The organism is Bradyrhizobium sp. CCBAU 45389 (assembly GCF_028128625.1).
Taxonomy (GTDB): domain Bacteria; phylum Pseudomonadota; class Alphaproteobacteria; order Rhizobiales; family Xanthobacteraceae; genus Bradyrhizobium; species Bradyrhizobium liaoningense_B.
This window is the reverse complement of sequence record NZ_LBIY01000088.1, coordinates 144,257-163,388: the sequence shown is the minus strand read 5'-3', so window position 1 is coordinate 163,388 and position 19,132 is coordinate 144,257. Positions and strand designations below refer to the sequence as shown.

The following is a 19,132-nucleotide window of genomic DNA, read 5'->3' as shown; positions in this document are numbered from 1 at the left end:
GGCGAAAATGTCGGGGGCTCGTTGCGGAACCGGCCAATCCTGTCGTGCTTGGTGTAAAACAACGCATGCGAGGGCGTTGATGATGTGGAGTCGGAGATGACGCAGCCTGCAAAGGTCACAGAACCCTCCATGGAGGAGATTCTGGCCTCGATCCGGCGCATCATTGCCGACGACGAGGCCAAGCCGCCGCCGGCCGAAGCTGCGAAGCCCGAGAAGGCTGCGGCGCCCGCCGCGCCGCCCAAGCCGATGAACGATATTCCGCCATCCAAGGTCGCACCGCCCAAACCTGCCGCCGAGAAGCCCGCGCCACCTCCGGCTGCGAAGCCAGCTCCGGCACCGCCGCCGCCCGCTCCCGCCGCAGATGCGGGTCCGAACAGCCAGGACGATATCGATGCGCTGCTGGCCGGGCTCGACGCGGCCACGCCTGCGCCCGAGGTCCGTGCTCCAGAGCCCGAGCCGGAGCCTGAGCCCGACGTGCTCGAACTGACCGACGAAATGGCGATGGACCCGGCGCCGACACCACCTCCGCCGCCGCCAAGCTTCCGCAAGGTCGAGCCGCGCGACGATCTTGAGTTCGCCGAATCGGCGCCGCCGCGTCCGGCGCCTGCGCCGTCCTACGCGCCGGTGGACTTCGACGCGCCGCCGCTGCCGCCGCAGCAGCCGATCCTGGCGCAATCGACGGTCTCCGCGGTCGAATCCGCTTTCAACTCCCTGGCCCATACGGTCCTCAGCAGCAATGCGCGGACGCTGGAGGATCTGGTCAAGGAAATGCTGCGTCCGATGCTGAAATCCTGGCTCGATGACAACCTTCCGGGCCTGGTTGAACGCATCGTGAAGGCGGAAATCGAGCGTGTCTCGCGCGGCGGCCGCTGAGAGCGCCCGGAGGCCCTCATAAAGCCCGGCTTGTGTGCCATTTCCGGCCTCGGACCGGACCGGAAAGCGCTGTGCCGCCTCGCTTTCCGCTGACTTTTCGTTGACTTGGCCCCCGCGCGCGGCTTTCTAGCAGCCCCATGATCGAGAAAAATTACCAGCCCGCCGATATCGAAGCCCGCATGTCCGTCGTGTGGGAGGACAGCCTTGCCTTCAAGGCCGGCCGCCCCGACCGCCGTGACGCAGTGCCCTTTACCATCGTGATCCCGCCGCCGAACGTGACGGGCTCGCTGCACATGGGCCACGCCCTCAACAACACGCTGCAGGACATCCTGTGCCGGTTCGAGCGCATGCGCGGCCGCGACGTGCTGTGGCAGCCCGGCACCGACCATGCCGGTATCGCCACCCAGATGGTGGTCGAGCGCCAGCTGATGGAGCGCCAGCAGCCCGGCCGCCGCGAGATGGGCCGCGAGAAGTTTCTTGAGCGGGTCTGGCAGTGGAAGGCCGAGAGCGGCGACACCATCATCAACCAGCTCAAGCGGCTCGGCGCTTCGTGCGACTGGTCGCGCGAGCGCTTCACCATGGACGAGGGCCTTTCGAAGGCCGTCATCAAGGTGTTCGTCGAGCTGCACCGCGACGGTCTGATCTACAAGGACAAGCGGTTGGTGAACTGGGACACCAAGCTGCTCACCGCGATCTCCGATCTCGAAGTGCAGCAGACCGAGGTCAAGGGCAACCTCTGGTATCTGCGCTATCCGATCGAGGGCAAGACGTTCAGCCCCGAGGATCCCTCGAGCTTTATCGTCGTCGCCACGACGCGCCCGGAAACGATGCTCGGCGACACCGGCGTTGCCGTGCATCCGGAGGACGAGCGCTACCAGAAGCTGGTCGGCAAGAACGTCGTCCTGCCGCTGGTCGGCCGCAAGATCAAGATTGTCGCTGACGAGTATTCCGATCCCGACAAGGGCTCGGGCGCGGTCAAGGTGACGCCGGCGCACGACTTCAACGATTTCGAGGTCGGCAATCGTCACGGCCTGCGCCGCATCAGCGTGATCGACAAGGAAGGCTGCCTCGATCTCGTCGACAACGAGGATTATCTGCGCGACCTGCCGGAAGGTGCCGCGCAATTCGCCGAGGAGTTCAACAAGGTCGACCGCTTCGCGGCGCGCAAGCGCATCGTCGAGCGGCTGGAATCGTTCGGCTTCGTCGAGCGGATCGAGCCGCACACCCACATGGTGCCGCACGGCGACCGCTCCAACAGCGTGATCGAGCCGTATCTGACCGACCAATGGTACGTTGACGCCAAGACGCTCGCAAAACCCGCGATCGCGGCGGTGCGTTCGGGCGAGACGACCTTCGTGCCGAAGAACTGGGAAAAGACCTATTTCGAGTGGATGGAGAACATCCAGCCCTGGTGCATCTCGCGCCAGCTGTGGTGGGGCCATCAGATCCCGGCCTGGTATGGGCCTGACGGCAAGGTGTTCGTCGCCGAGACCGAGGAGGAGGCAATCAGCCACGCGCTCGGTTATTATGTCGAGCAGGAGGTCATCACGGTCGAGCAGGGCCGCGAGATGGCGCTCGACCGCAACAAGCGCGAGGGCTTCATCACGCGTGACGAGGACGTGCTCGACACCTGGTTCTCCTCGGCACTGTGGCCGTTCTCGACGCTCGGCTGGCCCGACGATACGCCGGAGGTGCAGCGCTACTACCCGACCAACGCGCTGGTCACCGGCTTCGACATCATCTTCTTCTGGGTTGCCCGCATGATGATGATGGGCATGCACTTCATGAAGGAGATTCCGTTCTCGACGATCTACATCCACGCCCTCGTCCGCGACGAGAAGGGCGCCAAGATGTCGAAGTCGAAGGGCAACGTCATCGATCCGCTCAACCTGATCGATGAATATGGCGCGGACGCGCTGCGCTTCACGCTGGCCGCGATGGCGGCGCAGGGCCGCGACATCAAGCTCGCCACCAGCCGCGTCGAAGGCTATCGCAATTTCGCAACCAAGCTCTGGAACGCCTGCCGCTTCGCGGAGATGAACCAGTGCGCGGTGCCCGACGGTTTCGAGCCGGCGAAGACGAAGGAGACGCTGAGCCGCTGGATCGCCCATGAGACCGCGCACACCACGCGCGAGGTGACCGAGGCGGTCGAGGCGTATCGCTTCAACGATGCCGCCGGCGCCATCTATCGGTTCGTCTGGAACGTCTATTGCGACTGGTATGTCGAACTCGCCAAGCCCGTGCTGCTCGGCCCCGATAGCCCCGCCAAGGACGAAACCCGCGCCATGGTGGCCTGGGCGCGCGACGAGATCCTGAAGCTGCTGCACCCCTTCATGCCCTTCATCACCGAGGAGCTGTGGGAGGTGACGGCCAAGCGCGACGGCCTGCTCGCGCTGGCGTCGTGGCCGCTGAAGCCGTCCGAGCCTTCGCCGGAGCAACTCGCGATGCTCGCCGCGGCGGCCGGGCCGACCGATCCGCTGATCTCGCCGGCCCTGGTGTTGCCGATCTTCGACCATGCCGACTTCACCGATCCCAAGGCGGAAGCCGAGATCGGCTGGGTCATCGACCTCGTGACGCAGATCCGTTCCGTGCGCGCCGAGATGAACATTCCGCCGGCGACACTGACCGCACTGGTGCTCGCGGGCGCCTCCGCCGAGACGAAGGAACGCGCGCCGCGCTGGACCGAAATCATCAAGCGCATGGCGCGGCTGTCCGACATCTCCTTCGCCGATCGTGCACCGGATGGTGCCGTTCAGCTGCTTGTGCGCGGCGAAGTGGCCGCGCTGCCGCTGAAGGGCGTGATCGACGTCGCTGCTGAGCGGACGCGCCTCGACAAGGAAATCGGCAAGGCCGACGCCGACATCAAGCGCGCCGAATCCAAGCTGGCGAACGAGAAGTTCGTCGCCAACGCGGCCGAGGAGGTGGTCGAGGAGGAGCGTGAAAAGCGCGAGGCTGCGCTGGCCCGCAAGGCCAAGCTGCTGGAGGCGCTGGAGCGGTTGAAGCAGGCGTCGTAGGGCTACTTCGGAAACGGCTTGCTCAAAAACTTCGAGCCCCTGACGCCGTAGCGCCAGGGTAGCTCGACGGCCTTGGTGATGCCGATCCGGATGCCGGATGCGACCTCCAAATCCTCGGTGCGCGCATGCAGCGCGATCGGCGGTCGGTCCAGGGGCAGCGTGTTGTGCGCGATGGTGATGCCGAGCGCCTCGGTCAGCTTGCCCGGGCCCGAGCACAGCGTGTGCACTTCTTGGAAATGACGGCGACGACGCATCGCGGCGAGGCCATGCGTCGGCTCCAGCGCGCGGATCAGGACGGCGCTGGCCGAGCCTTCCTCCTCGCAGACGAAGTTCACACACCAGTGGATGCCGTAGGAACGGTAGACATAGGCGTAGCCGGGCGGGCCAAACATCACCTGGTTCCGCGGCGTCGGGCCATTGTAGGAATGCGCCGCCGGCTCGGTATGATGATAGGCCTCGACCTCGACAATGATCCCGCCGACGCCGTCGACCAGCATGGTGGCCCCGATTAGGTCGTGGGCGACCTCGCGCACGTTGCGCGCGAAAAAGGCACGCTTGAGGGCCTTTCCAAGCCGGGGTGTGGAAGGTTTCGAGACTGGAGCCATTCGAGGTGAGAATCGCCTGAGAACAGAGCAGGATATTGCCCATATCTGCCATGTTCCCTGAAGTGGTGCGAGCCGGGTTGCGATGCCGGGCCAGACCGACTAGGTAGGACCTGAACAGACCGGATACCCAATGGTCGTTATTGTCGATACCATCTCGAACCCGCTGCGCCCGCGCCACCCTGAAAAGGTGAATCGTCCTGATTCCGCTTCGCCGCCGAAGCCGGACTGGATCCGCGTGCGCGCGCCCAATACCCGCGGCTATGCCGACACCCGCAACATCGTTCGCGCCAACGGCCTGCACACGGTGTGCGAGGAGGCTGGCTGCCCGAACATCGGCGAGTGCTGGGACAAGAAGCACGCGACCTTCATGATCATGGGTGACACCTGCACCCGGGCCTGCGCCTTCTGCAACGTCAAGACCGGCCTGCCCAACGCGCTGGATGCGGCCGAGCCGCAGAACGTCGCCGAGGCCGTGGCCAAGCTGGGCCTCGCTCACGTCGTCATTACCTCGGTCGACCGCGACGACCTCGCCGATGGCGGCGCCGAGCATTTTGCCCAGACCATCCGCGCCATCCGCGCCGCATGCCCCTCGACCACGATCGAGATCCTGACGCCGGACTTCCTCCGCAAGGAAGGCGCGCTGGAGGTCGTCGTTGCGGCGAGGCCCGACGTGTTCAACCACAATCTCGAGACCGTGCCGTCGCGCTATCTCACGGTGCGGCCCGGCGCGCGCTATTTCCACTCGATCCGGCTGTTGCAGCGGGTCAAGGAGCTCGATGCCACCATCTTCACCAAGTCCGGCATCATGGTCGGCCTCGGCGAGGAGCGCCACGAGGTCCAGCAGGTGATGGACGATCTGCGCTCGGCGGACGTCGACTTCCTGACCATCGGGCAATATCTGCAGCCCACCCGCAAGCATCACGCGGTGATGCGCTACGTGCCGCCGGACGAATTCTCGTCCTATGAAAAGATCGCCTACACCAAGGGATTCCTGATGGTGTCGGCGAGTCCGCTCACCCGCTCGTCGCATCATGCCGGCGAGGATTTCGCAAGACTGAAGGCTGCGCGGGCAGCTCACGCCCGCTGACGCACCATGCATCGAGTTTCGAGCAAGCACCGCGTCAACCACAGCGCGTCCGAGATGTTTGATCTGGTCGCCGATGTCGAGCGCTACCCGGAATTCGTGCCGCTGTGCAGCGCGCTCAAGGTCCGACAGCGCATGGCGAAGCCCGACGGCACCGAGGTGCTGGTCGCGGACATGACGGTGTCGTTCAAGCTGGTCAAGGAATCCTTCACCAGCCGCGTGACGCTCGACCGCGCCAATCTGAAGATCCTGGTCGAATATCTGCAAGGTCCGTTCAGGAATCTGGAGAACCGTTGGACGTTCGAGCCCAAAGGCCAGCAAGACGGCAAAGACGTCTGCGACGTCGGCTTCTTCCTCGCCTACGAATTCAAGAGCCGCATGCTGGCGATGCTGATGGGCTCGATGTTCGACGCCGCCTTCGCGCGGTTCTCGACCGCGTTCGAGAAGCGTGCGGACGCGATCTACGGACGACCGAAGCTGGCGCCGACCTGATCAATCCACCGCCTTCACGACATCAGGCGGCTGCGAGGCGTAATATGCCGCGGCCTGCTCGATCTCCTGCGGCGTCATCGCACGCGCGACGTTGCGCATCTGCTGGCTGATGTCGTTGCGGCGGTCGCCTGAGGCGAAGGCCTGCAGCTGCGCCTTCATATAGGCTTCCGACTGGCCTTCGAGCCATGGGCTGCCGGTCTTGTTGTCGAGGCTGCCGTGACAGGAGCCGCAGGGCGCGATCCCGCGCATCGGCGCGCCATAGATGACGATGTTCGGCTTCGGCAGTTGCGGTGTCGGGTGATAGGCGGGCAGCCGCGGCAGGTAGGCGTAGTAGAGCGAGAGATCGGCGATCTCCTGATCGGTCAGATTGACGGCAAACGGCGACATCACGGCATTGGTGCGGGCGCCGGAGCGGAAATCGTGCAGCTCCTTGTAGATCACCGCTGCGTACTGCCCGGCGAGGTTCGGCGAGTCGGCACGGCTGATGCCGGTCGGGCCGTGGCAGATCGCACAGCGCTGCGCCAGCGTGGCGCCGCGACCGATCGCCTCCTGGCTCGGGCGTGACAGCGTGTTCGACGTGAGCACGACCGCAGACAGCCGCTTTGCCTGTTCAGGCACCGCAACGGTCGCCGCGCGCTGCGGCACACCGGCGGCGCTGCAGATCGCATCCCAGACATTGGCGAACTGGACCCAGGGCTGGGCGAAGGGCAGCACGATGAAGCCCACAATCGCCGTCACGATCAGGATCGCGGCGGTGATGCCGACGCCTCGAGTGAAATGCGGATTGCTGAAGGTGAAGAGGTCGCGCGCGCTCATCACTGCGCTCCCACATAGACGGCCGGCACCGACGTGCCCTCGGTCAGCGCCAGCGTCAGGATCGGGTAGCCGTAATTGGTGAGGGTGAGCACGATCATCAGCGCCACCCAGAGGGCGTGGGTGTTGAGCGCAATCGGCACGGTCGCGGGCTGATGCACGGCCAGCGCAAAGCGATAGGGTCCGGCGTCTGCCTGAGGCGCGCGCATGCCGCGGGCGAGGATGACCAGGAACAGGATCCCCGAGGTCAGCAGGATGAAGCCGCCGATCGCGGAGAGCGTGACCGATAGCGCCTGCGGCGCAATCGCGGGATCGCCGAAGTCGAAATAGGCCATGCGCCGCGGCATCCCCAGAATGCCGACCCAGTGCCAGGGAAACGTGGTGACGATCATGCCGACGAACCACAGCCAGAGCTGGGTCCGGATCAGTCGGAGGTCGATCAGCTCGCGTCCGGTCAGATGCGGCCACAGATCATAGGCGATCGCAAAGTACATGATCACGATGGCGCCGCCGAAGATCAGGTGGAAGTGGCCGGTGATCCACTGCGTGTTGTGGATCGACGCATCGAGCTGATAGCTCATGTTGATGAGGCCGCCGGCGCCGCCGAAGCCGAGCATGACGAAGGAGAAGGCCAGCGCCAGCATCATCGGATTGTCCCAGGGCAGGGCCCTGATCCAGCCGAACCGGCCGCGGCCGCCGCGCAGGCGTGCCGCGATCTCGACCGATGCGCAGATCGTGAACACCGTAAGCAGCGTCGGCAGTGCGACCAGCGCGGTGAAAGCCGAATGGATGAACTTGAATCCGGCACCGACCTGCGGATCGGCGAAGGTGTGGTGCATGCCGATCGGCATCGCCACCACCAGGAACAGGATGAAGGAGATCCGCGCCATGGAGTCGGAATAGACCCGGCCGCCGATCGCGCGCGGCACGATGGTGTAATAGGCGATGTAAGTCGGCATCAGCCAGAAATAGACGATGGCGTGCAGCGTCCAGGAGAAGAAGACGCGCGCCAGGCCGGCATCGATGGTGGCCTTCAGGCCCGCCGCCACGGGAATGATCTGGAGCAGCAGCTCGAGCGCGGCGCCGACGGCGGTCCACGCCCACAGATAGGAGCCCGCGACATTGGCGTACATGGCGAGCGGCACGGGCGCGCCGGGATGGGCCTTGCGCCAGACGCGCAGATTGACCGACATCAGCGCGACCCAGATCCAGGAGCCGACCACGACCAGCACGACGCCGAGATAGTAGAAGACGTTGCCGATCAGCGGCGGATAGAAGGTGTAGAGCACCGAGGCGCGCCCCAGCGCGACCGGGATCACCGCCATGATGCTGCCGGCGACGATCAGCCAGAACCCGGCCCAGGCCCAGCGCACGCCGACGAGGCGCTGCTCCAGCGCGGACTCGCTGATGGCATAGCCAAAACCCATCGCGACCAAGGTCGGGAAGACGTAGCCCATCACAGTGCCGTGCGCGGTCAGCGAGCGGTAATAGAGCTCGGGATTGGACAGCCATGTCCCGATCGGGCTGCGGATGAACATCTGCCAGGCACCGAGCGTCAGCGCGATGCCGAACACCGTAAAGGCGAGCCAGAAATGGGCGAGGATGAGCTTCCTATTGACCAACACAGCTCAGCCTCCCGCCGCCCTTCGCACGATCAGCGAATTCGGTCTTGTCGATCACCTTGACCTTGCCCCACATGCCCTCGTGACCGAAGGAGCAGAACTCCTGGCAGGGCATCAGATAGTCGCCGGTCCTCGCAAAGCGCATCAGCTGCTCGGAGATGTAACCCGGTACCAGCATGGTGTTGATATTGGTGCCCTGGATCAGGATGCCGTGCACGACATCGGCGCTGGTGGCGCGCAGCGTGATCGGCGTGTCCACGGGCACCACGATGCAGGCCGGCGTGAAGGAATATTGCTGGCCGATCGCACGCACCGTCACATTGCCGTTGGCCTCCAGCACGCTGCCGAGATTGCTCTCGACGAACTCGCCTGACAGATGAATCCGCGAGGGATCGGTGGTCTCGACGCGCGGCTGCGGCATGGTCGCGCGATGAATGCCGGCGAACGCCGCAAGCAGCGCCATCGCCACGATGATGATCACGGCAATGGTGGCCCAGCGCCGCTCGACGCGGGCGGCGACCTCGGCGCTGGCGCTGCCGTTTCCATGGGTGTCTTCGGCGCTCATTGCAGCGGCCCGCGCGGCAGGAAGACGAACAGGTAGAAGGCAAGCCACATCGCGACGACGCAGGCTGTCGCAATGCCGGCGAGCAGAAGCGCGCCCGAGGGGCCTTGCGCCACGACCTCCTCGACGGCCTGATCGGCGGCGGCTGGGCTGGTCGGCGGATCGGAGTTGATCATGACGTTTCTCAGTTCAGCGGTGCGGAGCGCAGCTCGTTGGCCTCGCGCGCCGAGACCGGCGTGCCGCGATTGCCCCAGGCGGTGCGGATGTAGGAGACAACGGCGGCGACCTCGTTGTCGGACAGGAGGCCCGCGAAAGGCGGCATGCCGTAGGGCATCGGGTTGCCCTTGGTGCCCGGTGGATAACCGCCATTGAGCACCATGCGGATCGGGTTGACCGCCGACTCCATCTCGATCGACTGGTTGTTGGCGAGCGGCGGCCAGTGCGGCGGCTTGCCTTCACCCTGCGTGCCGTGGCAGCTCGCGCAGCTCTTGTCGTAGACGGTCTTGCCGAGGCTGATCAGTAGGCTGCTCTCGGTGGTCGGCAGCGCCGAGCTTGCCGGCGGCGGCGGGGAGGGCTCCGAGATCCCTTTGAGGTACACCGCCATCGCGCGCGTGTCTTCGTCGCTGAGATATTGCAGGCTGTTGTGCACGACCTCGGCCATCGGGCCGTAGACCACGCCCCGTGCCGAAACGCCGGTCTGGAGCAGGTCGGTGATGTCCTTGATGCTCCAGTCGCCGAGTCCCGCCTCGCGGTTGGAAGTGAGGGACGGCGCGTACCAGTTCTGCATCGGGATCAGGCCGCCCTTGAAGGCGTCCGATTGCGAGGTGCCGCCGAGCGCGTTGATCGGCGAATGGCACATGCTGCAATGGCCGAGGCCCTCGACCAGATAGGCGCCGCGATTCCATTCAGCAGACTTGGTCGGGTCGGGCTTGAACTCGCCTTCGCGGAAATACAGCGTGCGCCAGCCGAGGATGAGCTGGCGGTTGTCATAGGGGAAGCGCAGGTCGTGCGGCCTGTTCTTCTGGTTCACCGGCGGGATCGAGCGCAAATATGCGAAGATCGCGTCGCTGTCGGCACGCGTCACCTTGGTGTAGGACGCAAACGGCATCGCCGGATAGATCAGCCCGCCATCGGGGAAACGGCCGCTGTGCATGGTCTTGTAGAAATCGTCGGCGCTCCATTTTCCGATTCCGGTCTCCGGATCGGGCGTGATGTTGGAGGTGTAGAGCGTGCCGAACGGGGTCGGCATGGCGCGGCCGCCGGCGAACAGGCGTCCCTCAGGCGCGGTGTGGCAGGCGGTGCAGTCGCCGGCGCGCGCGAGATATTCGCCGCGCGCGATGATGTCGCTGCTCTTGTCCTGCGCTTGCGCGAGCGTGGTGAGCGCGGCGAGGGCGAGAAGCGTGATCCATGGTCTCGAACCCATCATCCGCCTCGTCAGTTGGGCTGGCTGCCGCAGCCGAACGGCAGCGCGTAGGTGCCTTTCGGCGCGGGGGCCGGGTTGGTGGGGGCGGGACGCGTCGCAAGCCAGGCTGCGACGGCGGTAACATCTGCTTCCGTCAGGTGTCCGGCAACGAGCTGCATGCAGTCAGGCGATTTCGCGGTGCGCGTGCCGTAGCGCCAGGCGCCGAGCTGGGCGCTGACGTAAGCGGCGCGCAGGCCAAGCAGGCCGGGGATGCCGGGCTGCATGCCCGTGAGGCCCGGACCATGGCAACTCACGCAGGCCGGAATGTTGCGGCCGGCATCGCCGCTGGTGGCAAGCAACTCGCCCTGCGCCAAAACTTCCTTGCTGACCTCGCTCGGAGCCGGCTGCGGCAGCGGCGGATGCTCACCGGCAAAATATTCGGCCATCGCCTCCAGGTATGGGTCAGGCAGAAACTCCAGCAGATAATTCATCGGCGGGTATTTGCGCCGGCCGCTGCGGAAGGCGAGGAGCTGGTTGTAGAGATAGCCGGCGGGCTTGCCGGCGAGGCGCGGAAAATAGACGTCGCTCGTGCCTTCGCCCTTGTTGCCGTGACAAGGCGTGCACGCCTCCACCCGCGCCGCCATCGTATCGGGCGGCTGGTTGGCCGTTTGTGCGGCCGCACCATCAAACGCGGCCAAAGTGACGATGACGGCGGCCGAGGCCGCGGTGCGAGCGAACACTTTCGTCGCCCTCCACAAGGCTGGTCCGGTTGATTCCGGATCACAAGGTAGAGCGGCATTATTGCGCCAATATTTTCCTGCGCAAGATCAGGCACGTGTGATGACGTTTGGTCGCGCCTGCACATTTATGATCCCGATCGTTTTCGACAAGAATTGCGTGCTTTTTGAAAAGCAGACATGACGCTGCAATCTCGCGACGTGTTTCGTCCGAGCTTTGCTTCGTCGTATCGCGCTCTCTTGTCAGAGGGCGCAGGGAAGGCCGGGTGCCGGCTGGGCACCCACGGTCCACTGTGCGGAGATTGCGCTAAAGGAAGCTGCACAGCGGCATACAGGTGAAGCCCGAACACACGGCCTTCCCTGCGCGATGGTTTGACGGCTTATGCCGAGCTCTCCCCGGGGAGCGATGCACTATTGCCCCCGTCGCCTTGCAGATGGCTGATGCGCGTGCCCGGTCGGGCCGATGCATCACTGCAAGACTTGGCGCTCAGACCCCGGGCGCCAGGACGACACGGTTTTGCCGTACGCCAGATCACACCGGTCGTGTGCGCGATGGCGCTCGCTCACGGTTGCCCGCCCTGCGATGCCTGTCGCGCCGACGTGACTAGCGTCCACCGCCGCTCACCCCGCATGTCGTGACGATCGCGATACGCCCCTCTGACCGGGATGAGGTGGCGGAACGACTACGCGAAAGCCGAATTTCGGTAAAGTGGAATATTTTTGCGGGCGCGGATTGACCGCCCGCTGGGTGTTTTGCCCGCCGGCAACACAAGGATTGGTAGGGATGGGCGGGCACCCGGCGTGCCCTGCGCACAACCAACAATTCAGACTCGTGCGACCGAAGGTGACAAGTGCAGTTTGTGCCAAAACGCAAAACCGTGACGGAACACCCCTTGCCGCGCGCGGTACACCTGCAAGGGCTGTATTTCATGGGGAATTCAACTAAAGTCTGAGTCGGGCGCTGGGGCTTGTTGGAGTGGGACTGGAGACATGGCGCGCTGGAAGCAATCGTGGAGCGAGGACGACCTGAACCGGCTCAGGAAGCTCGCAGGCACCAAGCCGATCACGACGATCGCGAAAGAGCTCGGACGGACCACGGGAACGGTGCTCGCGAAGGCAATCGAGCAAAAGCTTCCCGTCATCTGTCGGATCGAGCGAACGGCGCAATGACGGGCCGCCGGGGCCGAACGCGGTATTCCCGCCGGGCCAAGTGCCCGGGTTTCACGCTGCTCCCACCTATGCAGTCCAGCGGCAGGCGCTTGAGGATCGGCAAGCCCCGGAAGGGATCATTTTCCGCGACAGCGAGTTCTCAACCGATCGTCCCGGTTGGAGCCGCCATGACCGTCAATTTCGACACGCTGAAAGCGTCGCTCGTCCTGTACGGGCTGAATGCGATCTACGCGATCCTGCTCCTCGCCATCGGCTGGTATCTGTCCGGCGCGATGCAGCGTTGCGTCACGCGCTTGCTGAGCGTTACGCACCGCGTCGATCCGCTGGTGACGTTGTTCGTCGGCAGCCTTGCGCGCTATGGCGTGCTCGCGGTGGTCGGCATCGCCGTGCTGCAGCTGTTCGGCATCCAGACCGCGAGCCTCGTCGCCGTGCTGGGCGCGACGTCACTCGCGATCGGCCTCGCGCTTCAGGGCACGCTGTCCAATCTCGCCGCCGGCGTGATGCTGCTGCTGTTCCGGCCGTTTCACATCGGCGACGACGTCGAAGTCGCCGGCAAGGCGGGCAAGGTGAGGTCGCTGTCGCTGTTCATGACCGAGCTGGTCGCGCCCGACAACACGCAGATCCTGCTGCCGAACGGACAGGTGTGGGGCGCAGCGATCGTCAACCACAGCGTCTATCCCGGCACGGGCGAGGTCAAGGTGGCGTTTCCGGTCCCGGCCGGCGCGGCCAATACGCTGGCCGATCGCATCCTGAAGGAATTGCGTCGCGACTCCCGCATCGACGATCAGGCCCAACCTGCCGTCTCCGTCACCAAGGTTCTCGATGTCGCCAATCCCGCGGCACCGATCCTGGAACTGACGGTCAGCGCGAAGGCGAAGCCGTCCCAAGCCGATGCGGTCAAGCAGTGCGTGCTCGACCATGCGAGCGCGTTGCTTGCGGCGGCGTGAAGCGGTCCATCAGGATCCGGCGCGGCCGTAGCCCGCATGAGCGTAGCGATATGCGGGACTTCTCTGCGAATGTACCGGGTATCGCTGCGCTCACCCGGGCTATGGGGCTTCAGCCCCTGGGAGAGCGCGGCGGCCGGCGCTTCACCGCATGCCGGCGCGGCGAGCGGGTCACGCGCGGGCGCAGGCGGCTTGTGGCGGTGCGCTGCGGCTTGGCGGCGACTTGCGGGCCGCGGGCGAGGTCCATCAGCATGCGCAGCGCCTCGACCACCGAGCGGGCGCGCACGGCGCTGCGGCCGATGGCGCCAAAACGGTGCTCGCGGTGGATGATGCGGCCGTCGCGCGCGGCGGCGGCAAAGTGCACGAGACCGACCGGCTTGCCGGGCGTGGCGCCGCCGGGGCCGGCGATGCCGGTGATGGCGACGGCGAGATCGACATCGGCACGCTCCAGCGCGCCGATCGCCATCGCGGTTGCGGTTTCCTTGCTGACGGCGCCGAAATTCGTCAGCGTACCCGCTTCGACGCCAAGCATCGCGCGCTTGGCCTCATTGGAATAGGTGACGAAGCCGCGGTCGATGACGTCGGAGGAACCGGGGATGTCGGTCAGCGCGCCGGCAACCAGGCCGCCGGTGCAGGACTCCGCGGTCGCGATCGTCAGCTTGCGCATCCGGCACAAATCCAGCAGCGAGCGGGAGAGGGCGCGTGCGTCGCTGCCGCCCATGGCCTTATACGCTCCAGGGAAGACGGATAGTGGCGCTCGCGGTGGCCGCGATGCCTTCCTCGCGGCCGGTAAAGCCGAGCCGCTCGCTGGTGGTCGCCTTCACCGCGACGCGCGAGATGTCGACGCCGGAGATCTCGGCGATGCGCGCGCGCATGGTGTCGCGCAAGGGGCCGATCTTCGGCCGCTCGCAGATCAGCGTCACCTCGAGATTGGCGACGCGGCCGCCGCGCTGGGCGACCCGCTCGATGGCGTATTTCAGGAACTGGTCGGAGGAGGCGCCCTTCCACTTGGCGTCGCTCGGCGGGAAGTGCGAGCCGATGTCGCCGTCGGCGAGCGCGCCGAGGATGGCGTCGACCAGCGCATGCAGGCCGACATCGCCGTCGGAATGCGCCAGGAAACCCTTGCTGTGCGGCACGCGCACGCCGCAGATCATGACATGGTCGCCTTCGCCGAAGGCGTGCACGTCGTAGCCGGTGCCGGTCCTGATGTCGCCGAGCTGGGCAGCCAGGCGCGCTTCCTCGCGCACGAAATCCTCGGGGGTGGTGAGCTTCATATTGGCAACATCGCCTTCAAAGGTTGCAACCGTCAATCCCGCCCATTCGGCAATCGCGGCATCGTCGGTGAAATCGGAGCGCCCGTCCTTCGCGGCGCGACGATGCGCCTCGAGGATGACGTCGAAACGAAAGGATTGCGGCGTCTGCGCGATCCGCAGGCGCGACCGGTCCGGCGTGTCCTCGACATTGCCGCTCGCGCCGGTGACCTTGATGGTGTCGGTGACGGCAACGGTCGGGATCGCAGCGCCGGTGCGGCTCGCCGCCTCGATCGCGCGCGAGATCACGCCTTCCGAGACGAAGGGCCGCGCGGCGTCGTGGATCAGGACGATGTCCGGCTTGTGCTTGGCCAGCGCTTCGAGGCCAGCAAGCACCGAAGCCTGACGGGTGGCGCCGCCATTGGTCGGCGCCTCGTGCTTCAATCCTGCGACCGCTGCCGTGAACATGGCGCTGTCGTCGGGGTTCACCACCGGCTGCACCGCAAATACATCGGCGTGGCGGCTGAAGGCTTCCATGGCGCGATAGATCACAGGCACGCCGCCGATCTCGCGATATTGCTTCGGCGCGCCGGCGCCGGCGCGCAGGCCGCGTCCGGCCGCCACGAGGACGACAGCGGTACGTTGTGATTTCGCCATAGGACTCAAATACTCAGTTGCTAATGAAAGAGCAGGGGGTGATGTGCCGGCATGCCTCTAGCACGGCAGGCCCGCAAAAAAAGGGGGTTTCCCCGGATTGTGGGAAACAGCATTTTGCTGCACTGCACTTGAAAGATCTGCAGAACTGTCTAAACTGTAGGCATGACGCTTGACTGCACAAGAATTGTGCGCAAGATAGGTCATGGCCAGCGCGATGAGGCGCTGCTGAGTTGACGAGACCCCTGTGACAGGCCCGGCAGTATCCGGCTCTAAGCCGTTGAAAATAGGCGATATTGAAGTCGCCACCCCGGTCTTCCTGGCGCCGATGTCGGGGGTGACTGACTCGCCCGTTCGGCGGTTGGTGGCCGAGCTCGGGGCCGGCTTGGTCGTGTCCGAGATGACTGCGAGCGATGAGCTTGCCAACGGCCACCGGATGTCGCGGTTGCGCTGCGAAGCGACGGGAATCGGCCCGCACGTGGTCCAGCTTGCCGGCTGCGAGACGCACTGGATGGCCGAAGGCGCCCGCATCGCGGAAGCCGAGGGCGCCGACATCATCGATATCAACATGGGCTGTCCGGCCCGCCATGTCACCGGTGGCCAGTCCGGCTCGGCCCTGATGCGCGATCTCGACCACGCCGTCAGCCTGATCGATGCGACGATCGCCGCGGTAAAGGTTCCGGTGACGCTGAAGATGCGGCTCGGCTGGGACGACCACAGCCGCAACGCGCCGGAACTGGCGCGGCGCGCCGAAGCCGCCGGCATCAAGCTCGTCACCGTTCATGGCCGTACCCGCTGCCAGTTCTACAAAGGCGAGGCCGATTGGGATGCGATCCGCGCCGTGCGCGAGGCGATCTCTCTCCCGCTCATCGTCAATGGCGACATCACCTCGTACGAGAAGGCGCTTGCCGCGCTCGAGGCCTCCGGCGCCGATGCCGTGATGATCGGCCGCGGCGCGCAGGGCCAGCCCTGGCTGCCGGGCCAGATCGGCCGGCGCCTGAAGGGCGGGGCAGTGGAAGCCACGCCGTCGCTTCAGACGCAGCTGCATTATGTCCGCACCCTCTATGAGGGCGTCTGCGCGCTCTATGGTCTGCGCGTCGGTCTCAGGCATGCGCGCAAGCATCTCGGCTGGGCGCTCGACGTCGCGGCCGATGTGAGCCGCGCGCCGGCCGAGAAGCTGAAATCCTGGCGCCAGAAGATCCTCACCTCCGAGGATCCGCGCCTCGTTCACGGTTCACTGCAAGATGCCTTCGACGACTTCGCATGGAGCGCTGCTGCATGAGCTCAGCCGCTGAACATCGTCGGCCGCTTCCGTCCGACAGCGACGCGATCCTGGATGCGCTTCCCAATCCCGTGCTGATGATCGGGCCGGACGGCAAGATCGTCGGCGCCAACATCGCAACCGAAGCCTTTTTCGAGATCTCAACGCAGTTCCTGAAGCGGCAGTCGTTGAAAGAGCTGGTGCCTTTCGGCAGCCCCTTGCTGGCGCTGATCGACCAGGTGCGCTCCTCGAACTCGCCGGTCAATGAATACAAGGTCGATCTCGGCACGCCGCGCATGGGCGGCGACCGCCAGGTCGACCTGCACGTGGCGCCGCTCACCGAGCGGCCCGGCTACATCGTGGTGATGCTCCAGGAGCGCACCATCGCCGACAAGATGGATCGGCAGCTCACCCATCGCAGCGCGGCGCGCTCGGTGATAGCGCTAGCAGCAATGCTCGCGCATGAGATCAAGAATCCGCTTTCGGGCATTCGCGGCGCGGCGCAGCTGCTGGAGCAGCAGGCCTCGTCCGAGGACCGCATGCTGACGCGGCTGATCTGCGACGAGGCCGACCGCATCGTGACGCTGGTCGACCGCATGGAGGTGTTCGGCGACGAGCGCCCCGTGGTGCGCGGCCCCGTCAACATCCATTCGGTGCTCGATCACGTGAAGCGGCTGGCGCAGTCGGGCTTTGCCCGCAACATCCGTTTCATCGAGGATTACGATCCCTCGCTGCCGCCGGTGCTGGCGAACCAGGATCAGCTGATCCAGGTGTTCCTCAATCTCGTGAAGAATGCCGCCGAAGCCTTGATCGACGTGCCCGACGCCGAGATCCAGCTCACCACCGCGTTCCGCCCCGGCGTGCGCCTGTCAGTCCCCGGTCAAAAATCCCGGGTATCCCTGCCGCTCGAATTCTGCGTGAGGGACAATGGACCTGGCGTGCCCGATGATCTTCTGCCCAACCTGTTCGATCCCTTCGTGACCACCAAGCAGACCGGCTCTGGTCTCGGTTTGGCGCTGGTCGCAAAAATCGTCGGCGATCACGGGGGCATCATCGAATGCGAATCTCAGCCGCGCAAAACCACCTTCCGCGTGCTGATGCCGATGTATTCCACATCGGTGAAACATGCCGATCAAAGCAGTCGCGACGGCTCTGCCGGGAAGTCGTCGTCTGCGTCACAGGGGGCAAAATGAGGATTAACGATGCCCGCAGGTAGCATTCTCGTCGCTGATGACGACACCGCCATCCGCACGGTTCTCAATCAGGCACTTTCCCGCGCCGGCTATGAAGTCAGGCTCACCGGCAACGCCGCAACGCTGTGGCGCTGGGTCAGCCAGGGGGAGGGCGATCTCGTCATCACCGACGTGGTGATGCCAGACGAAAACGCCTTCGACCTGTTGCCGCGGATCAAGAAGATGCGGCCGAATTTGCCCGTCATCGTCATGAGCGCGCAAAACACCTTCATGACGGCGATCCGCGCCTCCGAGCGCGGGGCGTATGAATATCTGCCAAAGCCCTTCGACCTGAAGGAGCTGATCGCCATCGTCGGCCGCGCGCTGGCCGAGCCGAAGGAGCGGGTCTCGACGCCGGACGAGGACGCCGAGATGGAGGCGATCCCGCTGGTCGGCCGCTCGCCGGCGATGCAGGAAATCTACCGCGTGCTGGCGCGTCTGATGCAGACCGACCTCACCGTGATGATCACGGGCGAGTCCGGCACCGGCAAGGAGCTGGTGGCGCGCGCGCTGCACGATTACGGCAAGCGCCGCAACGGCCCGTTCGTCGCCGTCAACATGGCGGCGATCCCGCGCGACCTGATCGAGTCCGAGCTGTTCGGCCATGAACGCGGCGCCTTCACCGGCGCCAACACCCGCGCCTCCGGCCGGTTCGAGCAGGCCGAGGGCGGCACGCTGTTCCTCGACGAGATCGGCGACATGCCGATGGAGGCGCAGACCCGATTGCTGCGCGTCCTGCAGCAGGGCGAATACACCACCGTCGGCGGCCGCACCCCGATCAAGACCGACGTGCGCATCGTCGCGGCCTCGAACAAGGATCTCCGCGTCCTGATCCAGCAGGGCCTGTTCCGCGAGGACCTGTTCTTCCGCCTCAACGTCGTGCCGCTGCGCCTGCCCCCCTTGCGCGAGCGCATCGAGGATCTGCCCGATCTCGTGCGGCACTTCTTCTCGCTGGCCGAGAAGGACGGTCTGCCGCCGAAGAAGCTCGACGCCCTGGCGCTGGAGCGGCTCAAGCAGCACCGCTGGCCCGGCAACGTGCGCGAGCTCGAGAACCTCGCCCGGCGCCTTGCCGCGCTCTATCCGCAGGACGTGATCACGTCCTCCGTCATCGACGGCGAACTGGCGCCGCCCTCGGTCAGTCCGGGCGCCGCGGTCCAGCAGGGTGTCGACAATCTCGGCGGCGCGGTCGAGGCCTATCTGTCCTCGCACTTCCAGGGTTTTCCGAACGGCATGCCGCCGCCGGGCCTCTACCACCGCATCCTCAAGGAGATCGAGGTTCCGCTGCTCACGGCAGCGCTCGCCGCCACCCGCGGCAACCAGATCCGCGCCGCCGATCTGCTCGGCCTCAACCGCAACACGCTGCGGAAGAAGATCCGGGATCTCGATATCCAGGTCTATCGGAGCGGGGGTTAGTTTT

Annotated in this window: 18 protein-coding genes; 9 read left to right on the top strand and 9 right to left on the bottom strand. The window is 65.6% G+C overall.

The window, feature by feature from the left end:
* Nucleotides 1-96 precede the first annotated feature (96 nt).
* Together XH79_RS18615 and XH79_RS18610 are read left to right on the top strand one after the other, a co-directional pair.
* Nucleotides 97-873, top strand: coding sequence for a PopZ family protein (locus XH79_RS18615; RefSeq protein WP_271582548.1), 777 nt, complete (start codon nt 97-99; stop codon nt 871-873).
* 137 nt (nt 874-1,010) lie between these two features.
* A complete protein-coding gene (locus XH79_RS18610; protein WP_271582547.1) occupies nt 1,011-3,887 on the top strand; it encodes a valine--tRNA ligase in 2,877 nt (958 codons plus the stop codon).
* 2 nt (nt 3,888-3,889) lie between these two features.
* On the opposite strand, the gene XH79_RS18605 is transcribed toward XH79_RS18610, so the two are convergent.
* Nucleotides 3,890-4,492 carry a DNA-3-methyladenine glycosylase gene (locus XH79_RS18605; protein WP_271582546.1) on the bottom strand — a complete coding sequence of 201 codons (603 nt, stop codon included), beginning with the start codon at nt 4,490-4,492 and terminating at the stop codon, nt 3,890-3,892.
* A 130-nt stretch (nt 4,493-4,622) separates the two neighbouring features.
* Between XH79_RS18605 and lipA the strand changes: the two genes are divergently transcribed.
* Nucleotides 4,623-5,579 (top strand): lipoyl synthase, encoded by a 957-nt coding sequence (gene lipA, locus XH79_RS18600; protein WP_271582545.1) that lies wholly within the window; start codon nt 4,623-4,625, stop codon nt 5,577-5,579.
* Between the two features lie 6 nt (nt 5,580-5,585).
* Nucleotides 5,586-6,068, top strand: a complete 483-nt coding sequence (locus XH79_RS18595) for a type II toxin-antitoxin system RatA family toxin (RefSeq protein WP_211408008.1) — start codon at nt 5,586-5,588, stop codon at nt 6,066-6,068.
* Here the strand turns inward: XH79_RS18595 and XH79_RS18590 are convergent, their stop codons facing one another.
* The 6 genes from XH79_RS18590 to XH79_RS18565 are packed head-to-tail and all read right to left on the bottom strand — an operon-like array spanning nt 6,069 to nt 11,207.
* Entirely contained in the window at nt 6,069-6,884 is an 816-nt protein-coding gene (locus XH79_RS18590) for a c-type cytochrome (protein ID WP_271582544.1), read from the bottom strand.
* On the bottom strand, nt 6,884-8,506 hold the full coding sequence (locus tag XH79_RS18585; RefSeq protein ID WP_271582543.1) for a b(o/a)3-type cytochrome-c oxidase subunit 1: 1,623 nt from the start codon (nt 8,504-8,506) through the stop codon (nt 6,884-6,886). The genes XH79_RS18590 and XH79_RS18585 overlap by 1 nt, the downstream gene beginning before the upstream one ends.
* Complete coding sequence (locus XH79_RS18580) at nt 8,493-9,068, bottom strand: cytochrome C oxidase subunit II (RefSeq protein ID WP_212336592.1); 576 nt, start codon at nt 9,066-9,068, stop codon at nt 8,493-8,495. Before XH79_RS18580 ends, XH79_RS18585 begins: the two co-directional genes overlap by 14 nt.
* The gene (locus tag XH79_RS18575) at nt 9,065-9,241 is read right to left on the bottom strand and encodes a hypothetical protein (protein WP_198964245.1); all 177 of its coding nucleotides are present in this window, start codon (nt 9,239-9,241) and stop codon (nt 9,065-9,067) included. Before XH79_RS18575 ends, XH79_RS18580 begins: the two co-directional genes overlap by 4 nt.
* A gap of 8 nt (nt 9,242-9,249) precedes the next feature.
* Complete coding sequence (locus XH79_RS18570; protein WP_442869956.1) at nt 9,250-10,488, bottom strand: cytochrome c; 1,239 nt, start codon at nt 10,486-10,488, stop codon at nt 9,250-9,252.
* A gap of 11 nt (nt 10,489-10,499) precedes the next feature.
* Complete coding sequence (locus XH79_RS18565) at nt 10,500-11,207, bottom strand: c-type cytochrome (RefSeq protein ID WP_271582541.1); 708 nt, start codon at nt 11,205-11,207, stop codon at nt 10,500-10,502.
* A 987-nt stretch (nt 11,208-12,194) separates the two neighbouring features.
* On the opposite strand from XH79_RS18565, the gene XH79_RS18560 reads away from it, so the two are divergent.
* Complete coding sequence (locus XH79_RS18560; RefSeq protein ID WP_080138622.1) at nt 12,195-12,374, top strand: hypothetical protein; 180 nt, start codon at nt 12,195-12,197, stop codon at nt 12,372-12,374.
* A gap of 167 nt (nt 12,375-12,541) precedes the next feature.
* Complete coding sequence (locus tag XH79_RS18555; protein ID WP_271582540.1) at nt 12,542-13,321, top strand: mechanosensitive ion channel family protein; 780 nt, start codon at nt 12,542-12,544, stop codon at nt 13,319-13,321.
* A gap of 109 nt (nt 13,322-13,430) precedes the next feature.
* Here the strand turns inward: XH79_RS18555 and XH79_RS18550 are convergent, their stop codons facing one another.
* Nucleotides 13,431-14,039, bottom strand: coding sequence for a CinA family protein (locus tag XH79_RS18550; protein WP_212336584.1), 609 nt, complete (start codon nt 14,037-14,039; stop codon nt 13,431-13,433).
* A gap of 4 nt (nt 14,040-14,043) precedes the next feature.
* Nucleotides 14,044-15,225, bottom strand: coding sequence for a bifunctional 2-C-methyl-D-erythritol 4-phosphate cytidylyltransferase/2-C-methyl-D-erythritol 2,4-cyclodiphosphate synthase (locus XH79_RS18545; protein WP_212336582.1), 1,182 nt, complete (start codon nt 15,223-15,225; stop codon nt 14,044-14,046).
* A gap of 277 nt (nt 15,226-15,502) precedes the next feature.
* On the opposite strand from XH79_RS18545, the gene dusB reads away from it, so the two are divergent.
* From dusB to ntrC, 3 genes are read left to right on the top strand one after another with little or no spacing between them, the layout of a single operon-like run.
* Nucleotides 15,503-16,504, top strand: coding sequence for a tRNA dihydrouridine synthase DusB (gene dusB / locus XH79_RS18540; RefSeq protein ID WP_212336580.1), 1,002 nt, complete (start codon nt 15,503-15,505; stop codon nt 16,502-16,504).
* A complete protein-coding gene (locus XH79_RS18535) occupies nt 16,501-17,676 on the top strand; it encodes a two-component system sensor histidine kinase NtrB (RefSeq protein ID WP_212336578.1) in 1,176 nt (391 codons plus the stop codon). The genes dusB and XH79_RS18535 overlap by 4 nt, the downstream gene beginning before the upstream one ends.
* A 9-nt stretch (nt 17,677-17,685) precedes the next feature.
* Entirely contained in the window at nt 17,686-19,128 is a 1,443-nt protein-coding gene (gene ntrC / locus XH79_RS18530; RefSeq protein ID WP_212336576.1) for a nitrogen regulation protein NR(I), read from the top strand.
* Nucleotides 19,129-19,132: the final 4 nt, after the last annotated feature.